This is a genomic window from Myroides albus (assembly GCF_009711045.1).
GTDB lineage: Bacteria > Bacteroidota > Bacteroidia > Flavobacteriales > Flavobacteriaceae > Flavobacterium > Flavobacterium album_A.
Map to the genome: position 1 here is coordinate 25,831 of NZ_WMJX01000004.1, position 22,999 is coordinate 48,829.

14 protein-coding genes are annotated in these 22,999 nt (G+C 33.8%); 2 read left to right on the forward strand and 12 right to left on the reverse strand.

The genetic code is table 11. From position 1 onward, the window contains the following. Positions 1-10 precede the first annotated feature (10 nt). A complete protein-coding gene (locus GJV76_RS03160; RefSeq protein ID WP_155091194.1) occupies positions 11-2,566 on the reverse strand; it encodes an ATP-dependent Clp protease ATP-binding subunit in 2,556 nt (851 codons plus the stop codon). 251 nt (positions 2,567-2,817) lie between these two features. Between GJV76_RS03160 and gyrA the strand changes: the two genes are divergently transcribed. Both gyrA and GJV76_RS03170 read left to right on the forward strand, forming a co-directional pair. After that, positions 2,818-5,340 carry a DNA gyrase subunit A gene (gene gyrA, locus GJV76_RS03165; protein WP_155091195.1) on the forward strand — a complete coding sequence of 841 codons (2,523 nt, stop codon included), beginning with the start codon at positions 2,818-2,820 and terminating at the stop codon, positions 5,338-5,340. A gap of 29 nt (positions 5,341-5,369) precedes the next feature. Continuing rightward, complete coding sequence (locus GJV76_RS03170) at positions 5,370-6,641, forward strand: tetratricopeptide repeat protein (protein ID WP_155091196.1); 1,272 nt, start codon at positions 5,370-5,372, stop codon at positions 6,639-6,641. A gap of 142 nt (positions 6,642-6,783) precedes the next feature. On the opposite strand, the gene GJV76_RS03175 is transcribed toward GJV76_RS03170, so the two are convergent. The 11 genes from GJV76_RS03175 to GJV76_RS03225 all read right to left on the reverse strand — a co-directional run bounded on the left by GJV76_RS03175 (position 6,784) and on the right by GJV76_RS03225 (position 22,992). Continuing rightward, positions 6,784-8,694, reverse strand: coding sequence for a DUF349 domain-containing protein (locus GJV76_RS03175; protein WP_155091197.1), 1,911 nt, complete (start codon positions 8,692-8,694; stop codon positions 6,784-6,786). Positions 8,695-8,924: 230 nt separating this feature from the next. Beyond that, positions 8,925-9,662: a shikimate dehydrogenase family protein gene (locus GJV76_RS03180; protein ID WP_155091198.1), complete on the reverse strand. Its 738-nt coding sequence runs from the start codon at positions 9,660-9,662 to the stop codon at positions 8,925-8,927. 110 nt (positions 9,663-9,772) lie between these two features. Next, positions 9,773-11,170, reverse strand: a complete 1,398-nt coding sequence (locus tag GJV76_RS03185; RefSeq protein ID WP_155091199.1) for a tetratricopeptide repeat protein — start codon at positions 11,168-11,170, stop codon at positions 9,773-9,775. Positions 11,171-11,197: 27 nt separating this feature from the next. Next, positions 11,198-12,391, reverse strand: a complete 1,194-nt coding sequence (locus GJV76_RS03190) for an aspartate aminotransferase family protein (protein WP_155091200.1) — start codon at positions 12,389-12,391, stop codon at positions 11,198-11,200. Positions 12,392-12,405: 14 nt separating this feature from the next. Next, positions 12,406-14,223: an OstA-like protein gene (locus GJV76_RS03195; protein ID WP_155091201.1), complete on the reverse strand. Its 1,818-nt coding sequence runs from the start codon at positions 14,221-14,223 to the stop codon at positions 12,406-12,408. 122 nt (positions 14,224-14,345) lie between these two features. Then, a complete protein-coding gene (locus GJV76_RS03200) occupies positions 14,346-15,617 on the reverse strand; it encodes an adenylosuccinate synthase (protein WP_155091202.1) in 1,272 nt (423 codons plus the stop codon). A gap of 26 nt (positions 15,618-15,643) precedes the next feature. After that, the gene (locus GJV76_RS03205) at positions 15,644-16,123 is read right to left on the reverse strand and encodes a Fur family transcriptional regulator (RefSeq protein WP_155091203.1); all 480 of its coding nucleotides are present in this window, start codon (positions 16,121-16,123) and stop codon (positions 15,644-15,646) included. 167 nt (positions 16,124-16,290) lie between these two features. Continuing rightward, on the reverse strand, positions 16,291-18,510 hold the full coding sequence (locus tag GJV76_RS03210; RefSeq protein WP_155091204.1) for a RelA/SpoT family protein: 2,220 nt from the start codon (positions 18,508-18,510) through the stop codon (positions 16,291-16,293). A gap of 1,335 nt (positions 18,511-19,845) precedes the next feature. Then, the gene (locus GJV76_RS03215; RefSeq protein ID WP_155091205.1) at positions 19,846-20,643 is read right to left on the reverse strand and encodes a TrmH family RNA methyltransferase; all 798 of its coding nucleotides are present in this window, start codon (positions 20,641-20,643) and stop codon (positions 19,846-19,848) included. A 1-nt stretch (position 20,644) separates the two neighbouring features. After that, positions 20,645-21,979 carry a DUF58 domain-containing protein gene (locus tag GJV76_RS03220; protein ID WP_155091206.1) on the reverse strand — a complete coding sequence of 445 codons (1,335 nt, stop codon included), beginning with the start codon at positions 21,977-21,979 and terminating at the stop codon, positions 20,645-20,647. A 14-nt stretch (positions 21,980-21,993) separates the two neighbouring features. Beyond that, positions 21,994-22,992, reverse strand: coding sequence for an AAA family ATPase (locus tag GJV76_RS03225; RefSeq protein WP_155091207.1), 999 nt, complete (start codon positions 22,990-22,992; stop codon positions 21,994-21,996). Positions 22,993-22,999 lie beyond the last annotated feature (7 nt).

The following is a 22,999-nucleotide window of genomic DNA, read 5'->3' on the forward strand; positions in this document are numbered from 1 at the left end:
AAATAGCCTACTAATTAGTAGGCTTATTTTTTTCAGTATCAATTGATATTTTTAATTCTTCTTTATTTTCTCCCAGGTTCATTGATATATTATCACCTAAGGAAATCTTCGAATTTACAATTTCTTCAGCAAGAGGATCTTCTATGTACTTTTGAATAGCTCTTTTAAGAGGTCTTGCTCCATATTGTTTGTCGTAACCTTTCTCGGCGATAAAATCTTTAGCTTCCGTACTCAATGTAAGTGTGTAGCCAAGATCTTCAATTCGCTTGTAAAGTTTAGATAACTCTATATCAATAATTAAATCGATATCACTTTTCTCAAGTGCATTGAAAACAACGATATCATCGATTCTGTTTAAAAACTCTGGAGCAAAGGCTTTTTTAAGCGCATTTTCGATAACTGATTTAGAGTTTTGATCGGTTTGTTCTTTTCTGGCTTGAGTTCCGAATCCAACTCCTTGTCCAAAGTCTTTTAATTGACGTGCACCTATGTTAGAAGTCATGATAATGATTGTATTTCTAAAATCAACTTTTCTACCAAGGCTATCAGTTAAGTGGCCGTCGTCAAGAACTTGTAATAAGGTGTTGAATACATCTGGATGTGCTTTCTCAATTTCATCAAATAAAATAACAGAGTAAGGTTTTCTTCTTACTTTTTCAGTTAGTTGACCACCTTCTTCATATCCTACATAACCTGGAGGTGCACCTACTAATCTAGATACAGCAAATTTCTCCATGTATTCACTCATGTCGATACGCAATAAAGCCTCTTCAGAATCAAACATTTCTTTAGCAATCACTTTAGCTAATTGCGTTTTACCTACCCCTGTTTGGCCTAAGAATATAAAAGAACCAATAGGTCTGTTAGGGTCTTTTAAACCAGCTCTATTTCTTTGTATTGCTTTTGCTATTTTGCTAACAGCTTCATCTTGTCCGATTACTTTACCTTTTATTAACTGTGGTAGATTTGCCAGTTTAGTAATCTCTTTTTCAGCAATTCTATTAACTGGAATCCCTGTCATCATAGAAACAACATCAGCAACATCATCTTCAGTAACGGTAATCTTATTAGTTTTAACGTCTTCCTCCCAGCTGTTTTGTGCAGAAGCTAAGTCTTTTTCTAATTGTTTTTCATCGTCTCTTAAGCCTGCAGCTTCTTCGTATTTTTGTTTTTTGACCATTTCATTCTTTTCTTCGCGAACTTCTTCAAGTCGTTTTTCTAAGTCAAGAATATTTTGTGGTACATTGATATTTGTAATGTGAACACGTGAACCAACTTCGTCAAGAGCGTCAATAGCTTTATCAGGTAAGAATCTATCGCTCATGTATCTGTTAGTTAACTTCACACAAGCCTCGATTGCTTCGGGTGTATAAGTTACATTGTGATGAGATTCGTATTTTTCTTTAATGTTGTTCAAGATAATGATTGTCTCATCTACGGTTGTAGGTTCAACAATAACTTTTTGAAACCTTCTTTCTAAAGCTCCATCTTTTTCGATATGTTGTCTAAACTCATCTAAAGTAGTTGCGCCAATACATTGAATTTCACCACGAGCTAAAGCAGGTTTAAACATATTAGAGGCATCTAAAGAACCAGTAGCTCCACCAGCACCAACAATTGTGTGAATTTCATCAATGAAAAGAATAATATCATCATTTTTTTCAAGCTCATTCATCACTGCCTTCATTCTCTCCTCAAACTGACCTCTATATTTTGTTCCCGCAACTAAACTTGCTAAATCAAGTGTTACAACTCGTTTGTTATATAGAACTCTTGATACTTTCTTTTGAATAATGCGCAAAGCAAGTCCTTCAGCAATAGCAGATTTACCAACTCCAGGCTCTCCAATCAAAAGCGGGTTGTTTTTTTTGCGTCTACTTAAAATTTGTGAAACACGTTCTATTTCTTTATCACGGCCAACAACAGGATCTAACTTTCCATTCTCAGCCATTTCAGTTAAATCTCTACCAAAATTATCTAATACTGGAGTTTTTGTACGCTTAGATGTTTTTGTAGAAGAGCTGTCAGTTTTGTCAGTATTTTTACTGTCATCTTGTCCTTCTTCATCAAAAGTTTCTGCTTTTGGTTGTTCTGTAATGTCCTCTTGATCAAAGATACTTGTAGCATCTTGTTGACTTAAGTATTCTTGTTTTACAGCATCGTACGTAACTTTAAGTTTGGTTAGTATTTGAGCTGTAGGATCATCACTGTTTTTTAGAATACACAATAGCAAATGAGCTGTATTTATCTCGTTGTTTTTAAATAGCTTAACTTCTAAGTAAGTTAGCCTAAGTGCTCTTTCTGCTTGTTTAGTTAAATGCAGGGAAGCCTTTTCATTTAAAGGGTTTAGACCTGTTGTATTTGGATTTAAAGCTTCTATTTTATGTCGTAGAAAATCTACATCTATATCTAAATTGTTTAAAATATTTGATGCTTCACCTTGTTCAACTCTCAGTAGCCCTAATATAAGATGCTCTGTACCAATAAAGTCATGACCAAGTCTTAAGGCTTCGTCTTTACTGTAAGAAATTACATCTTTAACTTCTTGTGAAAAATTATCGTCCATTTTTTATAATATTAAATAGGTGAATATTTATTGTACAGTATAAATGCAAAAAGCATACCTACTAAAATATACTGACATAATAGCTAATATGGTGAAAAAAAAGATATTAAAAAAGCAGTGAAATATGTTTTTTTTAAAAATGTATAAACTGTATGCTTTTCTCTGAAATACTAAAGAAAAAACATGGTATAAAGCTATTAATTCTGTATATTAGCACGTTTAATATTTGAGAATTTTAATTTTATATACTTATGTCTGAAGGAGAAAAGTTGATTCCTATTAACATAGAAGAGCAAATGAAATCTGCTTATATTGATTACTCAATGTCAGTTATTGTTTCTCGTGCTCTTCCAGATGTTAGAGATGGCTTAAAACCTGTTCATCGAAGAGTATTATTTGGAATGTATGAATTGGGGGTATTATCTAATAGAGCCCACAAAAAGTCTGCAAGAATTGTAGGGGAGGTTCTAGGTAAGTATCACCCACACGGAGATAGCTCAGTGTATGACACTATGGTACGTATGGCTCAAGACTGGAGTATGCGTTATTTACTTGTTGATGGACAAGGGAACTTTGGATCAGTAGACGGAGATAGCCCTGCAGCTATGCGTTATACTGAGGCGAGAATGAGAAAGATTTCTGAAGAGATTCTTGCTGACATTGATAAAGAAACTGTTGATTTCCAATTTAACTTTGATGATACTTTAGAAGAACCTAAGGTTATGCCTACGCGAATTCCTAACTTATTAGTGAATGGTGCTTCTGGTATTGCTGTAGGTATGGCTACTAATATGGCTCCTCATAACTTATCTGAAGTTATTGATGGTATATTGGCCTATATAGACAATAACGATATTGAGATTGATGAGTTAATGAATCACATCAAAGCTCCTGATTTTCCAACCGGAGGTATTATCTACGGATACGAAGGAGTAAGAGAAGCTTTTAAAACTGGTCGTGGTCGTGTTGTCATGAGAGCTAAAGCTAATATCGAGGAAGTAGATGGAAGAGAGTGTATTATTGTAACTGAGATTCCTTATCAAGTTAACAAAGCAGAAATGATTAAGAAAACTGCTGAAGCTGTTAACGAGAAGAAGATTGAAGGTATTGCTACAATCCGCGATGAATCTGATAGAAAAGGTATGCGTATTGTTTATGTTCTTAAGCGTGATGCTGTACCTAATATTGTTTTAAATACACTTTATAAGTATACTCAATTGCAATCGTCTTTTAGTGTAAATAATATTGCATTAGTAGATGGTAGACCACAGATGCTGAACCTAAAGGATTTGATTTATCACTTTGTTGAGCATAGACATGATGTGGTTACTCGCCGTACTGAATTTGAATTGAGAAAGGCTGAAGAGAGAGCTCATATTTTAGAAGGACTTATCATTGCTTCGGATAATATTGATGAAGTAATTGCTTTGATTAGAGGGTCTAAAAATGCTGATGAAGCAAGAGCTAAATTAATTGAGCGTTTTAGTCTAAGTGAAATTCAAGCTCGTGCAATTGTTGAAATGCGTCTTCGTCAATTAACTGGACTAGAGCAAGACAAACTGCGTGCTGAGTATGAAGAAATCATGGAATTAATCAACCATTTAAGAGCTTTATTAGCAAGTAAAGAAATGAGAATGGACTTGATTAAAGAAGAACTTGTTGAAGTTCAAAATAAATATGGCGATGAACGTCGTTCTCAAATCGAATATGCTGGAGGTGATGTTAGTATTACTGATTTAATTGCCGATGAGCAAGTAGTGATTACTATTTCTCACGCTGGTTATATTAAGAGAACACCACTTTCTGAATATAAAACTCAGAACAGAGGAGGAGTTGGACAGAAGTCTGCAGGTACTCGTGATCAAGATTTCTTAGAGCATATGTATGTGGCAACTAATCACCAATATATGCTATTCTTTACTCAAAAAGGAAAATGTTTCTGGATGAGAGTTTATGAAATTCCTGAAGGAACAAAAACAAGTAAAGGTAGAGCTATTCAAAACTTGATTAATATTGAGTCAGATGATAAGGTAAAAGCATTTATCTGTACTCAGGATTTGAAAGATGAAGAATACATCAATAATCACTTTGTGATTATGGCAACTAAAAAAGGACAAGTTAAGAAAACTCCTTTAGAGCAGTACTCAAGACCAAGACAAAATGGTATTATGGCAATCACTATCAAAGAAGATGATGAATTGTTAGAGGCTAAATTGACTGATGGTAAGAGTAAAGTATTAATTGCTGTACGTTCAGGTAAACTTGTTCGTTTTGATGAAGAGAAAACTCGTCCAATGGGAAGAACTGCTTCTGGTGTTCGTGGAATCACTTTAGCTGATGACAATGATGAAGTAATCGGAATGATCTCTGTTAGTGATTTGAACAGTGAAATTCTTGTTGTTTCTGAAAATGGATATGGTAAGCGTTCTGCATTAGATGAATATAGAGAAACTAACCGTGGAGGTAAAGGTGTTAAAACCATGAATATCACGGATAAAACTGGTTTACTCGTTTCTATTAATTCTGTGACTGATGCTGATGACCTTATGATTATTAATAAATCTGGTTTAACTATCCGTATGCGTGTTTCTGACTTAAGAGTTATGGGGCGTGCAACTCAGGGTGTTAGATTAATTAATATCAAAGGAAATGACTCGATTGCTGCTGTTTGTAAAGTGATGAAAGAGGACGATGAAGATATTGAGGATATTGATTTTACAGACATAGAAGATCAAATTGATACAGTGTCAGATGATCAAAACACTGAAGAATAATTGAATTAAACACTTTAAACTATAAAAAGATGAATAGAAAGTATGTTTATCTATTATCTGCTTTAATGATTTCAGGGGCTTCTTTCGCTCAGAAAAAAGAACTTAAAGAGGCTGAAAAAGCAGTGAAAAAAGGAAACTTAACTGAGGCACAAGCTGCACTTAAGAATGTTGAAGCAGTACTGGGTTCTGCTACAAATGAACAAAAAGCTACTTATTACGCTTTACAAGGTAACTTGGCTTATCAACAAATCGAACAAGATAAAAACGTTGATGCTAACGTGGAACTTATTTTAAATTCATTTAAAAAAGTTAATGAATTTGAAACCAATAAGAACAGTAAAATTGTAAAACAAGCTGACGAGGAAATTAAAGCTGTAGCAACTAAAGTTGTTAATCAAGCAATTGAAGACAATGGTTCACAAAACTATAAAGGGGCTTCAAGACGTTTTAATCAAGCATTTTTGTTGAACCCTACAGACACAATCTATTTATATTACGCTGCTTCTACAGCTATTAATGCAAAAGATTACGAAACAGCTGTGAAGCATTACGAACAATTAATTGATTTAGATTATAATGGATCTGAATCATATTATACAGCTGTGGAGAAAGCCTCTGGTCAAGTTCAAAGTTTTGGTAATGATTCAAAAATGCGTGACCTTATGGTTAAGCAAGGAACACATACTGACCCTAAGTTTGTAAAAGAGGATTCTAAAAAACCAGAAATTGTAAAGAACTTAGCTCTGATTTATTATCAAGAGGGTAAATACGATGAAGCAGAGAAAGCTATCGTTGCTGCTCGTGCGGCTAATCCTGATGATATGAATTTGTTGTTAACTCATATGGATTTATATTTAAAATCTAATAATATGGGGAAATATGAGGAGTTAGCTAAAGCAGCTTTAGCTAAAAATCCTAACGATGATGTATTGTTGTATAACTTAGGAGTAACTAGCTACCAAGCTGGTAAATACAAAGAGGCAAAAGAGTATTATACGCAAGCTCTTCGCATTAATCCTAAATCAGAGAATGCATATTTAAACCTTGCAATTTTAAAACTTCAACCAGACGAAGAGATTACTAATAAAATGAATAACCTTCCTTTAAATGCTGCTGGAAATAAGCAATACGAGGAATTGCTTAAACAAAAGCATGGGATTTATAGAGATGCAATGAATGACTTAGAAAAAGTGATTTCAATTAATCCAAATAATCAAGAGGCTGTTCAAACTTTAAAGAATATTTATCGCGCATTGGAAATGAATGATAAATTAAAAGCTTTAGAGGCTAAATCAAACTAAGAGTATTTGTTTTAGATATGATAGAAAAAGGAGTTGTCTATAGACAGCTCCTTTTTTTGTATGGCATTGTGGGTGATGCATATGCCAAAAAAAGCATTCCAAGGAATGCTTTTTTTGTCTTTGACAAGATAATCAGATAACACTATTCGTTATTACTATCGTCTTCTCCAATATGTTTAATTTGATCTAATTTGTCTGTCCAAATTTTTAGATCATCTTTTAATTTATCGATATTCTTGCGAACTTCTTTTACAAAACTATTGCTTTCAGAAGGGTTTTGAATATAAGCCAAGTTGTTTTCTAACTGCAATATATCGCCATTAACCTCCTCAATTTTGCGTTGGATAAAGATAGCTTCACCTTGCAGCTTTCTCTTGTCGTTGGTCTCTAAAATAGTTTCCAATCGATTATTGAATTTAACCGCTTCCATTTCTCTTCTGCTTAGATTTAATTTTTCAAATAAGCTATCGAGAATTTTGTTGAATTTACCTTCAATAAAACGCTTATGTTGAGGAACTCTACCTAAGGTTTTCCAATTGTTGATATGGTTTTTAATCTCAGATAAATCGGTTTTATGATCTCCCGATAACTCAAAAGTTTTCATTAGATCTAAATACTCCTTTTTCTTATTGTAAGCATCTTGTTCTTCTTGATTCTCTTGATTTTTGATTGAGTGTAAACGATCAAAGTAGTGGTTACAGGCATCTCTGAATTCTTTCCAAAGCTGATCAGAATATTTTCTTGGGACATGTCCAATTTCTTTCCAATCATTCTGTATTTTCTTCATAATAGGAGTAGCCTTGACAAAATCTTCACTGTCTTTGTATTGTTTGGCTTTCTCTATTAGAGCCACTTTCTTAGCATAGTTCTCTTGTTGTTCTTTTTTTAATGTCTTGTAGAAAGTGTTTTTCTCTGCATTAAAATTACGCGTTGCTAATTTGAATAAATCCCATACTTCATCATTGTTCTCAGCAGGTACTTTACCTATTGAAAAGAATCTATTTCTAAGTTCTTCTACTTTGCCAATTTCTTTCTGCCACTGATTGTGATTAGTAATAGGTAGCTTAGAGATTTTATCAATCTCACTGATAATATTCACTTTTTGTGCTAAGTTTTGTCTTTCAACTAATCTTAGTTTATCTAATAGTGATTCGCGTTTTTCGTGTAATTGTCTTGTAATTTCACTGAATTGATCCCAGATTTGTTCTCTATATTCACGCTCAACAGGTCCTATTTCCTCTCTCCAGATACGGTGTAGAGTTTGTAGTTCTCTAAAAGCTTTTACAATATCTTCTTCTTGTAATAACTCCTCAGCTCTTGTTATAATCTTCTGCTTTTGTTCTAAATTGTGCTTGAAGTCAAGATCTCTTGATTCTCTATCTAAATGCAATTGATCGTAAAAGCGCTCAATGTGAAAATGGTAATTATTCCAAAGGTGATTATATTTATCCTTAGGTATAGCTCCAGCGTTTTTCCATTGATCTCTTAGATCATTTAATTGTTTTAAAGCATCGTCTATTGTTTCTTTATTATCTACAAGGTCTTTTAATTGCTCGATAATGTTTAGTCTCTTTTTGTAGTTTGTATTCAAAGAGTCTTGCAATTGTTTGAAGTAGGTATTTTTCTTTTCTCGATATTCCTCGTAATATTCTTCAAATTCGTGCTTAATTGGTAAGTTAAACTCAAAATCTGAATCATTCGCATCGGGATTCTCCTCAAAGAAAGCTTCTTTTTTTTCTTCGATTAAATCAGCATACTTACGTGTAAATACTTTTTTAATTTCTTCTGCATGGTCTTTGATCTCAGTTACCTTGTGCAGTCTTGTTAGTTTATGAAGTTCCTTAGTTAGTTTTTCTAAATCGAAAGTTTCATAATTTTCTAAGGGAATGTGATTCGCTTCATGTACTGCATGATCTTCGCTCTCTTCCGCATTAGAAGCATTAATGGAATCTAAAGCCTTTTCTTTATCAGTTTGGACAACCTTGTTACTATTGGATTCCTGGTTTGGTCCGTCTGCTGGCTTGTGCAGGTTATCAGTCTCGTGATTTAACATAATTAAGATGCTTATAGTTTAACAATTAATTAATTAAAGTAATATACCTTCTTACCAAATTTAGCAAAAAAAAAACAAATAACCTTGTAAAATAGGTGTTTACTGCTAATGTATTTTAGCTATATCCTTTGCGTTTTATTAAATTTCAATCTAAAAACTGCAACCTTGTTGTTTTTATCAATTTGTTGACATTCAATAGCAAGAATTTTTTTATCTATTATTTACTTTTGTTATCTATTCCATATTCTCCATGCTTTTTCAGCTTGAAGCACTAACATTTCATATCCATTTTTGACAATAGCTCCATGTTGTTTGGCATGATGCATAAAGCTTGTCTGTTCTGGATTATAGATTAGGTCATAGGCAATGTGTCTTGGGGAGAATAAGCTGTAGTCTAATGCTGGTTTATTTTGTATATCTGGTGATGTACCTAAGGGAGTTGTATTAATAACAATGGTGTATTTTTGCATTAGTTCAGCTGTTATTTCACTATATGTTATTGTTTTATCAGTTTTGGTTCTACTGACTTGTAAATATTTAATATTTAGTTTTTTTAAAGCGTATTTTACTGCTTTGCTTGCTCCACCTGTACCCAATATTAATGCGCGTTTATGATGAAACTTCAACAGTGGTTTTAGAGAGTGATAAAATCCGTACCAGTCTGTATTATATCCTTTTAGATTACCTTTTTTAGTGACTCTAATTGTGTTGACTGCGCCTATTTTCTTGGCAGTCTTTGACAAACTATCTAAATGTGAAATAATATCTTGTTTATAAGGGATGGTTACGTTATAACCACAAATGTCTTTTTGTGTTTTTACAGCTGTAGAAAACAGATCTATTGTATCAATGTCAAAGTTTTCGTAGGTGTTGTTTTTTAATTTCTCGCGCTCAAACTTTTTGTCAAAGTAATTTCTTGAGAACGAATAATCTATATTCTTACCGATTAAACCAAAGCGTCTTGTCATAAGGTGTGTTTTATAAAAATTAGTTATTATAACCTTTATGCATAGTTAGTTATTTTATGTGAATCAGCAATAAAAAAGAGCGAACCTTTTTGGGGACGCTCTTTTGTAATTTATTGTTTGGTAAATTTTCTAATTGTGTTTTGAACAAACGGACTTTCCCATTGAATAGGGAAGTAGGTTTTGATGATTTCTCTCTTTTCAAAGTTTTTAGTTAAGGCTATTTCTAAATACTCTGATCCCTTGTCGTAATTCTCTATCGTAAAGAACAATACAGAGAGTCTGTATAAAATATCAGCATTATCAGCTTCAAAGTCCATTACTTGTAAAAGTTTATTGATAGCCTCTTCATAGTCACCTAAAACATATAAGGTATCTGCCCAACCTATCCAATGCTCCATGATATGGCTGCCTAACTCTGCTGCTTTTTTATATCCTTTTTCTGCCTCTTTAAAGTCCAGAAGTGTTTTGTTTAAGACAGCATATCTCAACCAGTATTTATCGTTGAATTCATCGATATTAATCGCTTTCTGTAAGTACATTAAAGCTTTGTCATACTTTTCCTCTTTGATGGATAAGTCAGTTAAGGAAAGCCATCCTTTGTCTAATGAAGGATCTTCGTGAACTGCTCTTTTATAATACTCCATAGCTTGAGGGAAGTTGTTTAAGTCTTCATAACAACTACCTATACGCAATAACACATAAGAAGTAGGATCATCTAATTCTAGTGTAACGACATAATTCTCTATAGCTTCTTTGTATTTTTTAAGTTTTTCAAGAGATTTCCCTTTCTCAAGGTAAGCTCCCAAAAATTGATCGTCAATTAAAGTAGCATATTCAAATGCCCAAACAGCTTTTTTGTAATTCTTTAAAGCAAAGTATTGTCTTCCCAATTGATGCCAAGCAATTTCACTGTACGGTTTTCTGTCAATATAGGCAGTTAAGAAATCAATTGCTTCGTTGTTTTCTGATAGAAAATCAAAACAATAGATCACATTGTAAAGTGCTGATTGATCTTCTTCGTCATTTTCTAAACACTGAATAAAACTGTCTTTAGCTAATTCAATTTCATCTACTAACAAGTATTCCATCCCTAAAAGAGAGTACACATCAGCTAAATCCTCTGTTAGCTTCAATGCTTTCTTTAAAGATTCTATTGCGTCGAGGTGATTGCCTTTCTTCGAATAAACTGTTGATCTTTGGATGTACACTTCTTCGTTTGTAGGGTATATCTCCTCTATTTGATCTAATAACTTATCTGCTGCTTCTAATTTATTTTGAAATATAAGCAGTTCAACTTCTACTAATTTTAAACTTGTAGAATTTGGGTGTTGTTCTTGACCTAATTTAAGTGCTTTTTTAGCAAGGGTCAATTTACCTGAATCCAAATAATGAAGAATAATACTTTCAAATTCTTCAGAGTCGAAAAATAGTACTTTATTCGTCTTTAACATTGATTCAAAACGAGATAAAGTCATTCTGTACTCTTCCTCTTCGTTATCTAAATGCATTTTGTTTTGTCTTTTTTAATATAGGTATTAAAGTCCTAATTCTTTTTGTACTTCATCAAGTGCTTCGATTATCATCGCACATCCTTGTTCTATTTCCGTTTCGCTTATCGTTAGCGGTGGTGTTATGCGTATTGCTTTTCCTTCAAATAACAACCAAAATAGGATAACTCCTTTTTCTTGACACTTAATGATGACTCTATTGGTAATGTCTGCACTTAGTGTCATTGGAGCTAACATCAAACCTCGTCCACGTATTTCTGTAATAAGTGGGTGTACAAGTAGTTTTCGAAATAGCTTTTCTTTCTCAAGGGTTTGCTCCATGATGTCTGTCTCTACCAGCTCTTTTAATGTTGCAAGACTTGCCGCTGCAATAACTGGGTGACCACCGAAGGTAGTAATATGACCAAATTTTGGATTGTCATATAACATATCCATATGTTTGTCACTTGCAGTAAATGCTCCAACAGGCATTCCACCACCCATACCTTTTCCCATGACTATAACATCTGGTACAACATCGTAATTTTGAAATCCAAATAGTTTTCCTGTTCTACCAAAACCAGGTTGAATCTCATCTACAATCATTAACGCCCCAACTTCTTGACAACGCTGTTTTACTTTTGTAAGAAAACCGTCAAACGGCTCTACAAATCCTGCTCCACCTTGAATAGTTTCCAAGATAATTCCAGCAGTTTTTGTAGTTATTTTTTGCAAGTCATCTACATTGTTAAAGTGTATGAAATCTACATCAGGTAATAGGGGGCGGAAAGCCCTTTTTCTTTCTTCAAATCCCATTACACTCATAGATCCCATTGTGTTTCCATGATAGGCATTAAAGCAAGATATCAATTGACTTCTTCCCGTTACTCTTTTAGCTAATTTTAGAGCTCCTTCTGTAGCTTCTGTACCTGAATTAACTAAGTATGTTTTGTTTAAAGGAGCAGGGATATTCTCTGCTAATAATTTACAAAACTCTACTGCAGGATCTTGTATATATTCTCCATAAACCATTACGTGAGAATATTTATCTAATTGATCTTTTATTGCTTGATTTACTTTCGGGTGTTGATGTCCTAAAGTACAAGCAGATACTCCTGCTACAAAGTCTAAATAGGGTTTGTTGTTAATGTCGTATATATAAGAACCTTTAGCATAAGCCACTTGCATACCTATTGGATTAGGCGAAGTTTGTGCTTGGTATTTGTAAAAATCAGTTTTCATGATCTAATCTTATGTTATTTTAACTTTAGCATTTTCTCTGGTGCTTTTTCTTCTTTTTTCAACATCTTAGGTTGCTCTTTCTTTTGCTCAGAGAATTTGTTTAAATCTTTTTCTTCTTTCTTGGTGTTTATCGCTTTTGAAGTAGGCGATGGGCTACTTACATTAGTACTACTATCGGTTTTTCTTGGAGAACGATCTAATAGATTCTCACCCGTAGATTCTGCCTCTAATGTTTCGGCTTGAATTGCCATTGGCAAGTCATAGATGTGTTTCTTAGATTTTAATTCTTCAAGTAATAGTTTTTCTTTGTCTAATTCTTCTTGAGAATAGATATTTTGCAGACCCGTAATCTTTTCATCACCTCTGTATAAAAATCCCCTTAGTTTTCTTGCGTTTGTAGGTAAAAAATCATCTGGGTAAAGGGTACTCGTAGGTGCGACAATTCGCGAAGCAGTAGCAATTTTGTTTTCTTCAAATGTAACGTTAATGTGGCTGCAAATACCTTTGTCTATACCTACGAACTCATTTTTCTCATTGTACATATAATATACAATTTCGGCATTTTTAATTACGTCTATTTCATTGAGTTTATTGTCTTGGAATTTGCCATATAAGTTCACACCTTTGACTTGATTAAATCCATCGCCAATAGTATCTCTCTCGATAACAAAAGCATCCTCTAATACTTTTAATGAATCCATCTTTTGCGTTTCAACATTGCTAAGCAAGTGAATTAACTTACCTGAGAGTTGACTTTCTCCATTCCAAAGTACTGGCTTACCGATCATTTTAGTTATTCCAGTCAGCTCGCTTGTGTGTATAGAATCCGCTTTACCACTCATACTATCTCTGAGTATTCTCGCACCTTGATATGCCTTAATGACTCTTTGCTTCTCTTTGCCAGTAAGCGTTATAATTGGAGCGTGGAGATAAAGAGTGTCTTTGGGTTCGTTTTCTTTTTTTACTAATGGTTTTTTAGTAACGAAAATAGAATCTTTCGCTTTGTGCATTTCAGCATAATGACTTGTTATGACAGCTCTATTAACAGTGTCAGTTATTCGCACATTATAGGAAGCAGAAGCAAAGTCTTGTAATTTTGCATAGTAGATCGAGTCGGCTTCTAATTTTCTCTTATCATACCATATATAGGAATTCTTTAAGAGTTTTCCTAAATCTTGTTGAACGTCATAAAAGCCATTTTCCGTGTATATAAAATCTTCTTCACTTGTAATAGTAGATGGACCGAACACATAAGCATGTTCTGGTACTTCATAATAATCTAAGTGGTTTGATTTTACTATTGTTCCCTTTTCTGTAGTGATCTTTACTGCATTGAAAAATTGAAATTTCTTTTCATTTGAAAAGTATTTCCCTTTATTGCTTTCTAAGACATTTCCCTTATTTGTAATTTTTGCATAACTATCGTAATACACAAGGTTTTGACCTCTGTCAAATTTTAATGTATCTGTAACAAGAGTTGAGTCAGGACTGCGAAGCTCTACATCGCCTTGAGCATAAGCAAAACCATTTATTGCGTTATATTCAGCATATTTGCTGTCCATAATTAAAGTGTCCTGTTGGACAATATGCACATTGCCAAATAGTTTTAGATATTCTTCATTTTTGAAGTAATAAGCTTTATTACAGCGCATAGTCATACCATCGTGTTCAGCAAGGATATTACCTGTCAAAATAACTGCATTAGGCAAAAGTTCCTCATTGATATCTGATCGATCAGCATGGTGAATAATGATTTTATTCTTATTAGGAGTTTGGCTGAAACTTATGAAAGTGAAGAGTAAAAGTATAAATGAAATATGTATTGCTCTCAAGTCTAAAATTTTTTTCAAATTTAAGTAAAAAATGTGAACAAAGATTTTAGTTGTGAATAAATTATAACATAGCCTATTAAAGCAAAAAACACTTCCGAAAGGAAGTGTTTTTTATATATCATTTATTTGATGATTGTCTGTGTTCTATCAGGACCTACAGATACTATTTTTACAGGTACTTCAAGTTCTTTTTCAATGAACTCGATATACTCTTTTAATTCTATAGGTAATTCTTCGTATGAAGTCATTCCTGTTAAGTCTGCTTTCCAACCTTTTTTCTCAACGTAAACTGGCTCAACGTTTTCTGGTTCAATGTTAAATGGTAGATGTTCTATTTCTTGACCATTGTATTTGTATTTTGTACAAATCTTTAAAGTGTCAAATCCAGATAATACATCGCCTTTCATCATGTAAAGTTCAGTAACCCCATTTACTTCAACAGCATATTTAAGAGCTACTAAATCCAACCAACCACAACGTCTTGCTCTTCCAGTAACTGATCCAAATTCGCGACCTACATTTGCCATTGTTGCACCTATTTCGTCGTGTAATTCAGTAGGGAAGGGACCACTACCAACGCGAGTAGTATAAGCTTTAAATATACCAAATACGTTTTTAACTTTATTTGGAGGAACACCTAAACCTGTACATGCTCCAGCAGCAGTTGTATTAGATGAAGTAACAAAAGGATATGTTCCAAAGTCTATATCTAAAAGTGAACCTTGTGCACCTTCTGCTAAGATAGATTTACCTTCTTTGAGTGCTTGTGTGATATAATGTTCACTATCAATAAAGGTTAATTTTTTAAGTTGCTCTACTGCTTCAAAAAATTCTTGTTCTAATTCTTTGAGGTTATACTGCATATCTACATCGTGAAACTTTATCATAGCTTCGTGTTTGTCAGCTAAAGTGCGGTATCTATCTTTGAAGTCTACTAATTCAATATCTCCAACTCTTAATCCGTTTCTACCTGTTTTGTCCATATAAGTTGGACCAATTCCCTTTAATGTAGAACCAATCTTAGCTTTTCCTTTTGCAGCTTCAGAAGCAGCGTCAAGTAAACGATGTGTTGGCAATATCAAGTGTGCCTTTCTTGAAATCAGTAATCGACTATAAATATCGATGTTAAATTTCTCCAGACCTTCAATTTCTTTGATGAAAACAACAGGATCGATAACAACTCCGTTTCCAATAATATTGATTGCATTTTTGTGGAATATTCCAGAAGGAATCGTTCTTAATACGTGTTTGATTCCGTCAAATTCTAAAGTGTGTCCCGCATTTGGTCCACCTTGAAAACGAGCAATGATATCATATTTAGAGGTTAAAACGTCTACGATTTTACCTTTTCCTTCATCGCCCCATTGTAGGCCTAGTAGTAAATCTACAGTCATTGTTTGTGTTGTTAAATGTTCTTTTATTAGTTGTTTGTGCTTTCAGAACCTTCTTGTGTAGCTTCTTCGGTTTTCTTTCTTGTTCCGTAGAAGTATAAAGAGTGATTGTGAATTTCGATATTGAATATATCTTCTATCGTTTTTTTAATCGTTTGTATACGCGGATCACAAAATTCTACTACTTCACCTGTATCAGTGATAATAATGTGATCGTGTTGTTTATCAAAGTAAGACTTCTCATAGTGCGCTTGGTTTTGACCAAATTGATGACGTCTTACTAAGCCACATTCTAATAGGATTTCAATCGTGTTGTAAAGAGTTGCTCTACTTACTCGATAGTTTTTATTTTTCATTTTGATATACAAAGACTCAATATCAAAATGTTCTTCACTATCGTAGATCTCTTGTAGAATAGCAAATCTTTCAGGTGTTTTACGATGTCCTTTTTCTTCTAAGAACTTTGTAAATACGTTCTTAACTATTTCTTGATTTTTTTCACTTCCCATATCAAAAATAACTTAGTTGCAAATATATAGCTATTTTTATTTTTAATTGTATAAAACTACATATTGAACATTTATGTCGCTATAATTATTACTTATTTTTATCTTTCAAAAATACATTTTTAAAACTTATAAAGTGTACTTTCTCTTAGTTTAGACTTGTTCAAGGCCTAATTTGGATTGACTCTACTTACTTTTTCTATTCCTTCGATCTTTTTAATATTATTGATCATTTTCTTGAGAATATCATTATTTGGTACAATTACAGTGATTGATCCCTTAAATATTCCTGCATCTTCGCTTAATGAGATACTTCTGATATTACTCACTTTACTCTCCATGATTATTTTGGTAATCTCTGTAGTAAGTCCAGCTGAGTCCAATCCTGTGATATTAATTGTCGCTTCAAAGTTGGCTGCTGTTGAAGAATCTACCCATTGTGCATTCATGATGCGATAAGCGTAATTTGAACGCATGCTGATGGCATTTGGACAATCTGTACGATGTACTTTGATTCCTTCATTTATTGTTACAAATCCAAATACGTCATCTCCTGCGATTGGATTACAACAGGTTGCTAACTTGTAGTCTAATTTCTCTTTTTCTTTGCCAAATACTAATAAGTCAGGCGTTTTAGTATCGCTGCTTTCATTGTTGATAGCAGGGATAGAAGGGGCTCTTTTAATAGTCTTCTTGAAGAAATTAAACAGTGTGTTATTTCGGTTAGAAGCATATTCTTTTAGCTGTGTATTGTCTATCACTCCAGCTCCAATGCGATAAAACAGGTCTTGACTGGTTTTTAGTTTAAAGTGAACAACCATTTCGTTGATCACTTTTTCATCCATATTCACCTTAAGGTGTTTTAACTTGCGCTGTAGTTGCTCTTTTCCATCATCGGCAATCTTCTTAGTGTCTTCATTTAAAGCACTTTTTATTTTATTTCTCGCCCTTGAGGTTGTGACATAGTCTAACCAGCTGACACTTGGTTTTTTACTTTCTGAGGTGATAACTTCTACTTGATCACCACTGACTAAAACGTGGTTCAAAGGAACCAATCGTCCATTTACGCGTGTTCCCCTTGTTCTCAAGCCTACTTCTGAGTGAATAGAAAAGGCAAAGTCTAAAGCAGTCGCTCCTTTTGGAAGGGATTTAATCTCTCCTTTTGGCGTAAACAAGTAAATTTCTTTTGCGTATAAACTTAATTTGAAGTCTTCTACAAAGTCTACAGCATCTGTCTCTGCATTTTCAAGGGCCTCTTTCAATTGGTTAAGCCACTTGTCTAAGCTGTTTTCTTCTGTGATTCCCTGCTTGTATTTATAGTGAGCTGCATATCCTTTCTCTGCAATTTCATCCATTCGCTCACTTCTAATCTGTATTTCTACCCATCTACCTTTTGGTCCCATCACAGTAATGTGCAAGGCCTCGTAACCAGTAGATTTAGGAGCAGAAATCCAATCCCTTAGCCTGTTTGGGCTGGGTCTAAAGTGATCAGTTACAATGGAATATATTTTCCACGCAATGAATTTTTCATCGTGTGGTGTTGATTTATAGATAATTCGAAGGGCAAATTTGTCGTATACTTCATCAAAAGTTACATTTTGAGCCTTCATTTTTCTGCGTATGGAGTAAATCGACTTAGGTCTTCCCTTCATCGAATACTCGATTTGTTCTTCATCTAATGATTCTTTCAGTATATCCGTTACTGATTTGATATAGGCAAGCTGCTCCTCATTAGATTCTTGCATTCTGTTTACAATATCCTTGTATATACGGGGTTCAGTATATTTTAAACCGAGATCTTCTAACTTAGTTTTGATGTTAAATAACCCCAAACGATGGGCAAGGGGGGCATAAATATACAGGGTTTCTGAAGCAATCTTAGCTTGCTTGTAGTCTGCCATGCTCTCCATCGTCTGCATATTGTGCAAACGGTCGGCAATCTTAATAAGGATAACGCGAACATCATCATTTAAAGTCAATAGCATCTTGCGGTAGTTTTCCGCTTGCATAGAAATATGCGGGTCTGGTTCTAATAAAGCCATTTTAGTTAAACCTTCAACTATCTTAGCTATTTTAGGATTGAACCATTCTTCAATTTGCTTGACTGTGATATCCGTATCTTCTACTACATCATGCATTAATGCAGAGGCAATAGAAGTGGCTCCCAACCCAATCTCTGAGGCAACTATTTTAGCCACAGCAATAGGGTGGAAGATATATGCTTCACCTGATTTACGTCTTTGATCTTTGTGCGCCTCTACTGCAACATCAAATGCTTTGCGAATTAGTTTTTTATCTTCATCATTTAGTGTTTGATAACTAATTTTCAGTAACTCTTTGTACTCTTTTGCAATCGCTTTGTTCTCTAATTCAATCTCTTCCTCTGTCATAAAAATAATAGCACTTAAATGAGTTTGTATATTGTATTAAATATATGAAAAAATCAAATTAGCCTTAGTATGACAACTGTTAAAAGTTATTATACTGGCCGTAGTTTTTTCAGTTTTTTGATCTCCCAAATGAAAAAAACGCTTTTGAATCTATTTTACCAAGGGAAAATAGAAAAAGTAGGTTTGTAATTTGATAGGGGGTAGCAATTTTTTTAGATTGTTAATCTTCTTACAAATATAAGATTAAATTGAAGATTTTGTATTTGACTTTCTATGTATTGTCAATAGATATTTCTATTGCGTTATAAATAATTGCAATTGCTCTTTAATTCTGTTTCTTCATTATTTTATTTAGCTTTTCTCTTATGATGCTTGGTGATTTTTACTTGAGATCAAGTGTCTGTACAATAAGGTGATGTTGCAATGGAAGGAATAGAGCGGGAGGGTGAGCAATGTTTGTGGCACTAGCGTTATACGTGTTTGATTTAAGTTAGTTGTCTATCTTTAATTGGGATGTTGTGATTAGTATGCTTGGAGGAATCTGTATTTGGGATATACTATTTCTCGTATAAACTCTAATTTACTCTTGTATCGTTTGCGTATGCACTTTTTTCTTCAACTGTATTTTACCTACTAATAGCAGTAATTTAATTTTTACTTTTTTGTCAGAATCAGTGAAGTAATGGCGACGTGTATTAAAAATCAAATTGACAAGAAACAGAATATCACTTTTAAAAACTGGTAGGTAGATGATCTATTACTTACACTTATAATAGGAAGGGCTACTTATCACTTTGTGCTCATCTGATAAGAGATAGATTGCGAGTATTTGGTACTTTTCTTGCACCTTTCTTCGAGAAAACCGCGCTTTTGACCAGTAAACCCCAAGGAAACTGCAAGAAATCCCCAAGAAACTGCAAGGAATCCCCCTTAATTAAGCATGGGAATCTGCTTTTTATGGCTGCTTTCTTTTTTCAACCATCTTAGTGATTTAGAGAATAGTGTATATTGAAGTGTCCTCGGGTCTATAGTTGTGAATGAGTATCATTAATTCAAAATCTGAGTTAGCCCAATATCGCAACGCAATGCTATTTCTTTGATTCTTCATTAACTCTAAAACCGGATTATGGCATGTTTGTATTACTAATGCTGACTTATTTTGTTTAATGAGTCGTCGTTTATAGGTCTATCGTCCCTTTTGGGTTATAAGCACTTATTCTACATTGTCTCTTTTCGGATGCTGAATTTGCATTGAGATTATCTATAGAGTAGTTCATTGTGATAGTATTGGAAAGGCACAAAAAAAGCGATGAGATCTTCATCGCTTTTTTGTTTTTATTTAAAGTCCCTTTGTCTTTTTGCTTCAAACAATAAAATCGCCGCCGCAACTGAAACATTCATGGAGTCAATTTCTCCACTCATAGGGATAATAATATTCTTTGTACTGGCCTCTCTCCAGGTCTGTGTAAGTCCTGTAGCTTCAGTACCAACTACAAAAGCAGTTGCAGAGGTGTAATCTCTTGTGTGATAACTGGTCGAATCTTGTAGAGTAGCACAATAAATGGCTATATTTTTTTGCTTTAAAAAAGCAATAGCTTCTTCTGTACTTGCCATGGCTATTTGGTTGGTAAACACGCAACCTACACTTGAGCGAATGACGTTTGGATTGTACAGGTCCGTTCTGGGATTCGCGATGATAACAGCATCTATATTTGCAGCATCAGCTGTGCGCAATATTGCTCCTATATTCCCTGGTTTTTCGGTAGCTTCAGCTACAAGAATAACTGGGTTATCTGACAATTTTAAATCGGATAGGCTCAGTTCTTTTGTTCGTGCAATAGCCAAGACTCCTTCTGTGGTATCTCGATAGGCAAGTTTTTGATAGACCTCTTTAGATATCTCTATTAATTCTGTAGATTGATTCAGATATGGCTTTAATTGGTCAAGAGAAATAATATCAGCTTGATACAAAATAGTGTTTATTTGATAGTTTCCTTTTGTAGCTAATTCTATTTCTCGAAGGCCCTCAATTAAAAATGTACCAGATTGTCGTCTGTTTTTTGACTTTTCTTGCAGTTGTACAATGCTTTTTATAAAGCTGTTTTGAGGACTTTCTATCTTTTTAGTAATCATATTATAACTTTCCTTTTGCCTTGATTTCGAGGTATTTGTTTATTGTGTTTATCGACAATTCATCTGGTTTGGTTAGGACAGACATGATACCGTATTTGGTAAGTTCATTGACGATTAAACGCTTTTCAAAGTTAAATTTTTCTGCGATAACTTTGTCAAATATATGATCGGTATTTAATGCCTTTTTATTGGCAAGTTTTGTAAGCTCTGTGTTTTCGAAAAAGACCACTAATAACAAATGACTTTTAGCAATGGCTCTAAGGTACTTTAACTGTCTATTCAAATTCGATAGGGATTCGAAGTTTGTATATAAGATAATTAAACTGCGATGTGTGATATTGTATTTTATTTGGTTGTAAATCAATCCAAAATCACTTTCCTTAAAGTTTGTTTCTATACTGTAGAGTTGCTCTATTATTTTGGTTAAGTGACTTTTTTTGTTTTCAGCCAAAATTTTGTTTTCTACTTTATTCGAGAAAGTCATCATACCGATGCGGTCATTTTTTTTAATGATGACATTGGACAATGCTAAAGTTGAATTGATAGCATAATCTAATAAGGTCATTCCATTAAAGGGCATTTGCATGGTTCGACCTTTGTCCAGGATACAGTAAACATTCTCTGTGTTTTCATCCAAAAATTGGTTGACCATTAACTCATTTCGCTTAGCTGTCGCTTTCCAGTTGATAGTGCGTATATCATCTCCGATGACATATTCCTTAATCTGTTCAAATTCCGTAGTCTGACCAATTTTGCGTATTTTCTTTAAACCAAAGGCAAATTTGTTTTTAGAAAAAGCTATTAAGTCGTACTTCTGCATTTGAATGAAAGAAGGATAGCAGGCCAAGTTCTGTTTGTCTGAGAATGTGTATCTTTTTGCAACTAACTTTAAAGGTGAATTAACAAAAATATTAAGTTTGCCGAATTGATAAACTCCGCGTTTTTTGGGAATTAAGGCGTATTGAAAATTTTGTTTTTCATTGCTTTTAATCCTTTGTTTTATAGTGAAATCTCGCTTTTGAAATTGAAAGGGGATTTCATCAATAATTTGACAGTCTATCGAAAAAGTGTATTTGTTTTGTACAGCTATTTTTATTGGATTTTCATCTCCATTTGACAGGCGTTCAGGTAGTGTTCTCTCAGCTACTATTTTGTTATTACCTAAAAATAGAGCCATTATATCGGACAATATTGCAATTAAGAAAAGCCATAGTAATATCCATACCAAATCGTAGAGGACTGGTACAAAAAAGGATATGACGAACAGGCAGATAATTACTCCAAAGCCTATATATACTCCTTTTAAAAGGTATAATCGTTTAAGTAAATCCAACATACAATGCTTTTTAATTATCTTGGAATATCTATCGATTCTACGATTTGATAAATAATGTCTTTGGCTGTCATGCCTTCCATCTCTCTTTCTGGAGAAACAATAATCCTGTGCTGTAGAACTGGGTATACTGCTTCTTTAATATCTTCAGGAGTGACAAAGTCACGGTTATTTAAGGCTGCAAATGCCTTTGATGCATTTAAAATGGCAATAGAGGCTCTTGGAGATGCTCCCAAATATAAAAGGGGATTAGTACGTGTATTGGCAATAATTTTTGCAATGTACTCCATGAGGTTCTTTTCGATAATAATCTGTTTGACTAATTTCTGAAACGCTACTAATTCCTCTGGTTGGATTACCTTGTCAATTTTTTCCAATTTTGTTTGATCCACTAATGTGTGTTCTTTTTCAATAATCTGAATTTCTTCTTCCAAATTCGGATATTCAATATTGATTTTAAACAAGAAACGGTCAAGTTGTGCTTCGGGTAATCGATAGGTTCCTTCTTGTTCGATAGGGTTCTGTGTTGCAATAACTATAAAAGGTTGGTCCATCTTATAGGTGTGACTATCAATTGTAACTTGTCTTTCTTCCATTACCTCAAACAAGGCTGCTTGCGTTTTTGCTGGCGCGCGATTAATCTCGTCAATCAGAATCATATTGGAAAAAATAGGTCCTTTTTTGAACTCAAATTGACTGTTTTGAACATTGAAGATCGAAGTACCAAGAATATCTGAAGGCATTAAATCCGGAGTAAACTGAATACGACTAAAGCCCATATTAATGGTTTGCGAAATAAGTTTAGCAGATAATGTCTTGGCTACTCCCGGAACTCCCTCTAAGAGGATATGGCCATTTGATAAAAGCGAAGCTAAGATTTGATTAATTGTCTTGTCTTGTCCGACAATTACTTTTGCAACTTCTTGCTTGATCGCTTGAACTTTTTGTGTCAATAAGCTCAAATCTAAACGCGATTCAAACTGTAAGTTTTCTGTATTTTCTTGTATGTTTTCCATAGTGTAA

Bases quoted from the DNA above. Each gene is read 5' to 3' on its own strand.
- GJV76_RS03160 (WP_155091194.1), bottom strand. From the start codon at position 2,566: ATGGACGATAATTTTTCACAAGAAGTTAAAGATGTAATTTCTTACAGT.
- gyrA (WP_155091195.1), top strand. From the start codon at position 2,818: ATGTCTGAAGGAGAAAAGTTGATTCCTATTAACATAGAAGAGCAAATG.
- GJV76_RS03170 (WP_155091196.1), top strand. From the start codon at position 5,370: ATGAATAGAAAGTATGTTTATCTATTATCTGCTTTAATGATTTCAGGG.
- GJV76_RS03175 (WP_155091197.1), bottom strand. From the start codon at position 8,694: ATGTTAAATCACGAGACTGATAACCTGCACAAGCCAGCAGACGGACCA.
- GJV76_RS03180 (WP_155091198.1), bottom strand. From the start codon at position 9,662: ATGACAAGACGCTTTGGTTTAATCGGTAAGAATATAGATTATTCGTTC.
- GJV76_RS03185 (WP_155091199.1), bottom strand. From the start codon at position 11,170: ATGCATTTAGATAACGAAGAGGAAGAGTACAGAATGACTTTATCTCGT.
- GJV76_RS03190 (WP_155091200.1), bottom strand. From the start codon at position 12,391: ATGAAAACTGATTTTTACAAATACCAAGCACAAACTTCGCCTAATCCA.
- GJV76_RS03200 (WP_155091202.1), bottom strand. From the start codon at position 15,617: ATGACTGTAGATTTACTACTAGGCCTACAATGGGGCGATGAAGGAAAA.
- GJV76_RS03205 (WP_155091203.1), bottom strand. From the start codon at position 16,123: ATGGGAAGTGAAAAAAATCAAGAAATAGTTAAGAACGTATTTACAAAG.
- GJV76_RS03210 (WP_155091204.1), bottom strand. From the start codon at position 18,510: ATGACAGAGGAAGAGATTGAATTAGAGAACAAAGCGATTGCAAAAGAG.
- GJV76_RS03215 (WP_155091205.1), bottom strand. From the start codon at position 20,643: ATGATTACTAAAAAGATAGAAAGTCCTCAAAACAGCTTTATAAAAAGC.
- GJV76_RS03220 (WP_155091206.1), bottom strand. From the start codon at position 21,979: ATGTTGGATTTACTTAAACGATTATACCTTTTAAAAGGAGTATATATA.
- GJV76_RS03225 (WP_155091207.1), bottom strand. From the start codon at position 22,992: ATGGAAAACATACAAGAAAATACAGAAAACTTACAGTTTGAATCGCGT.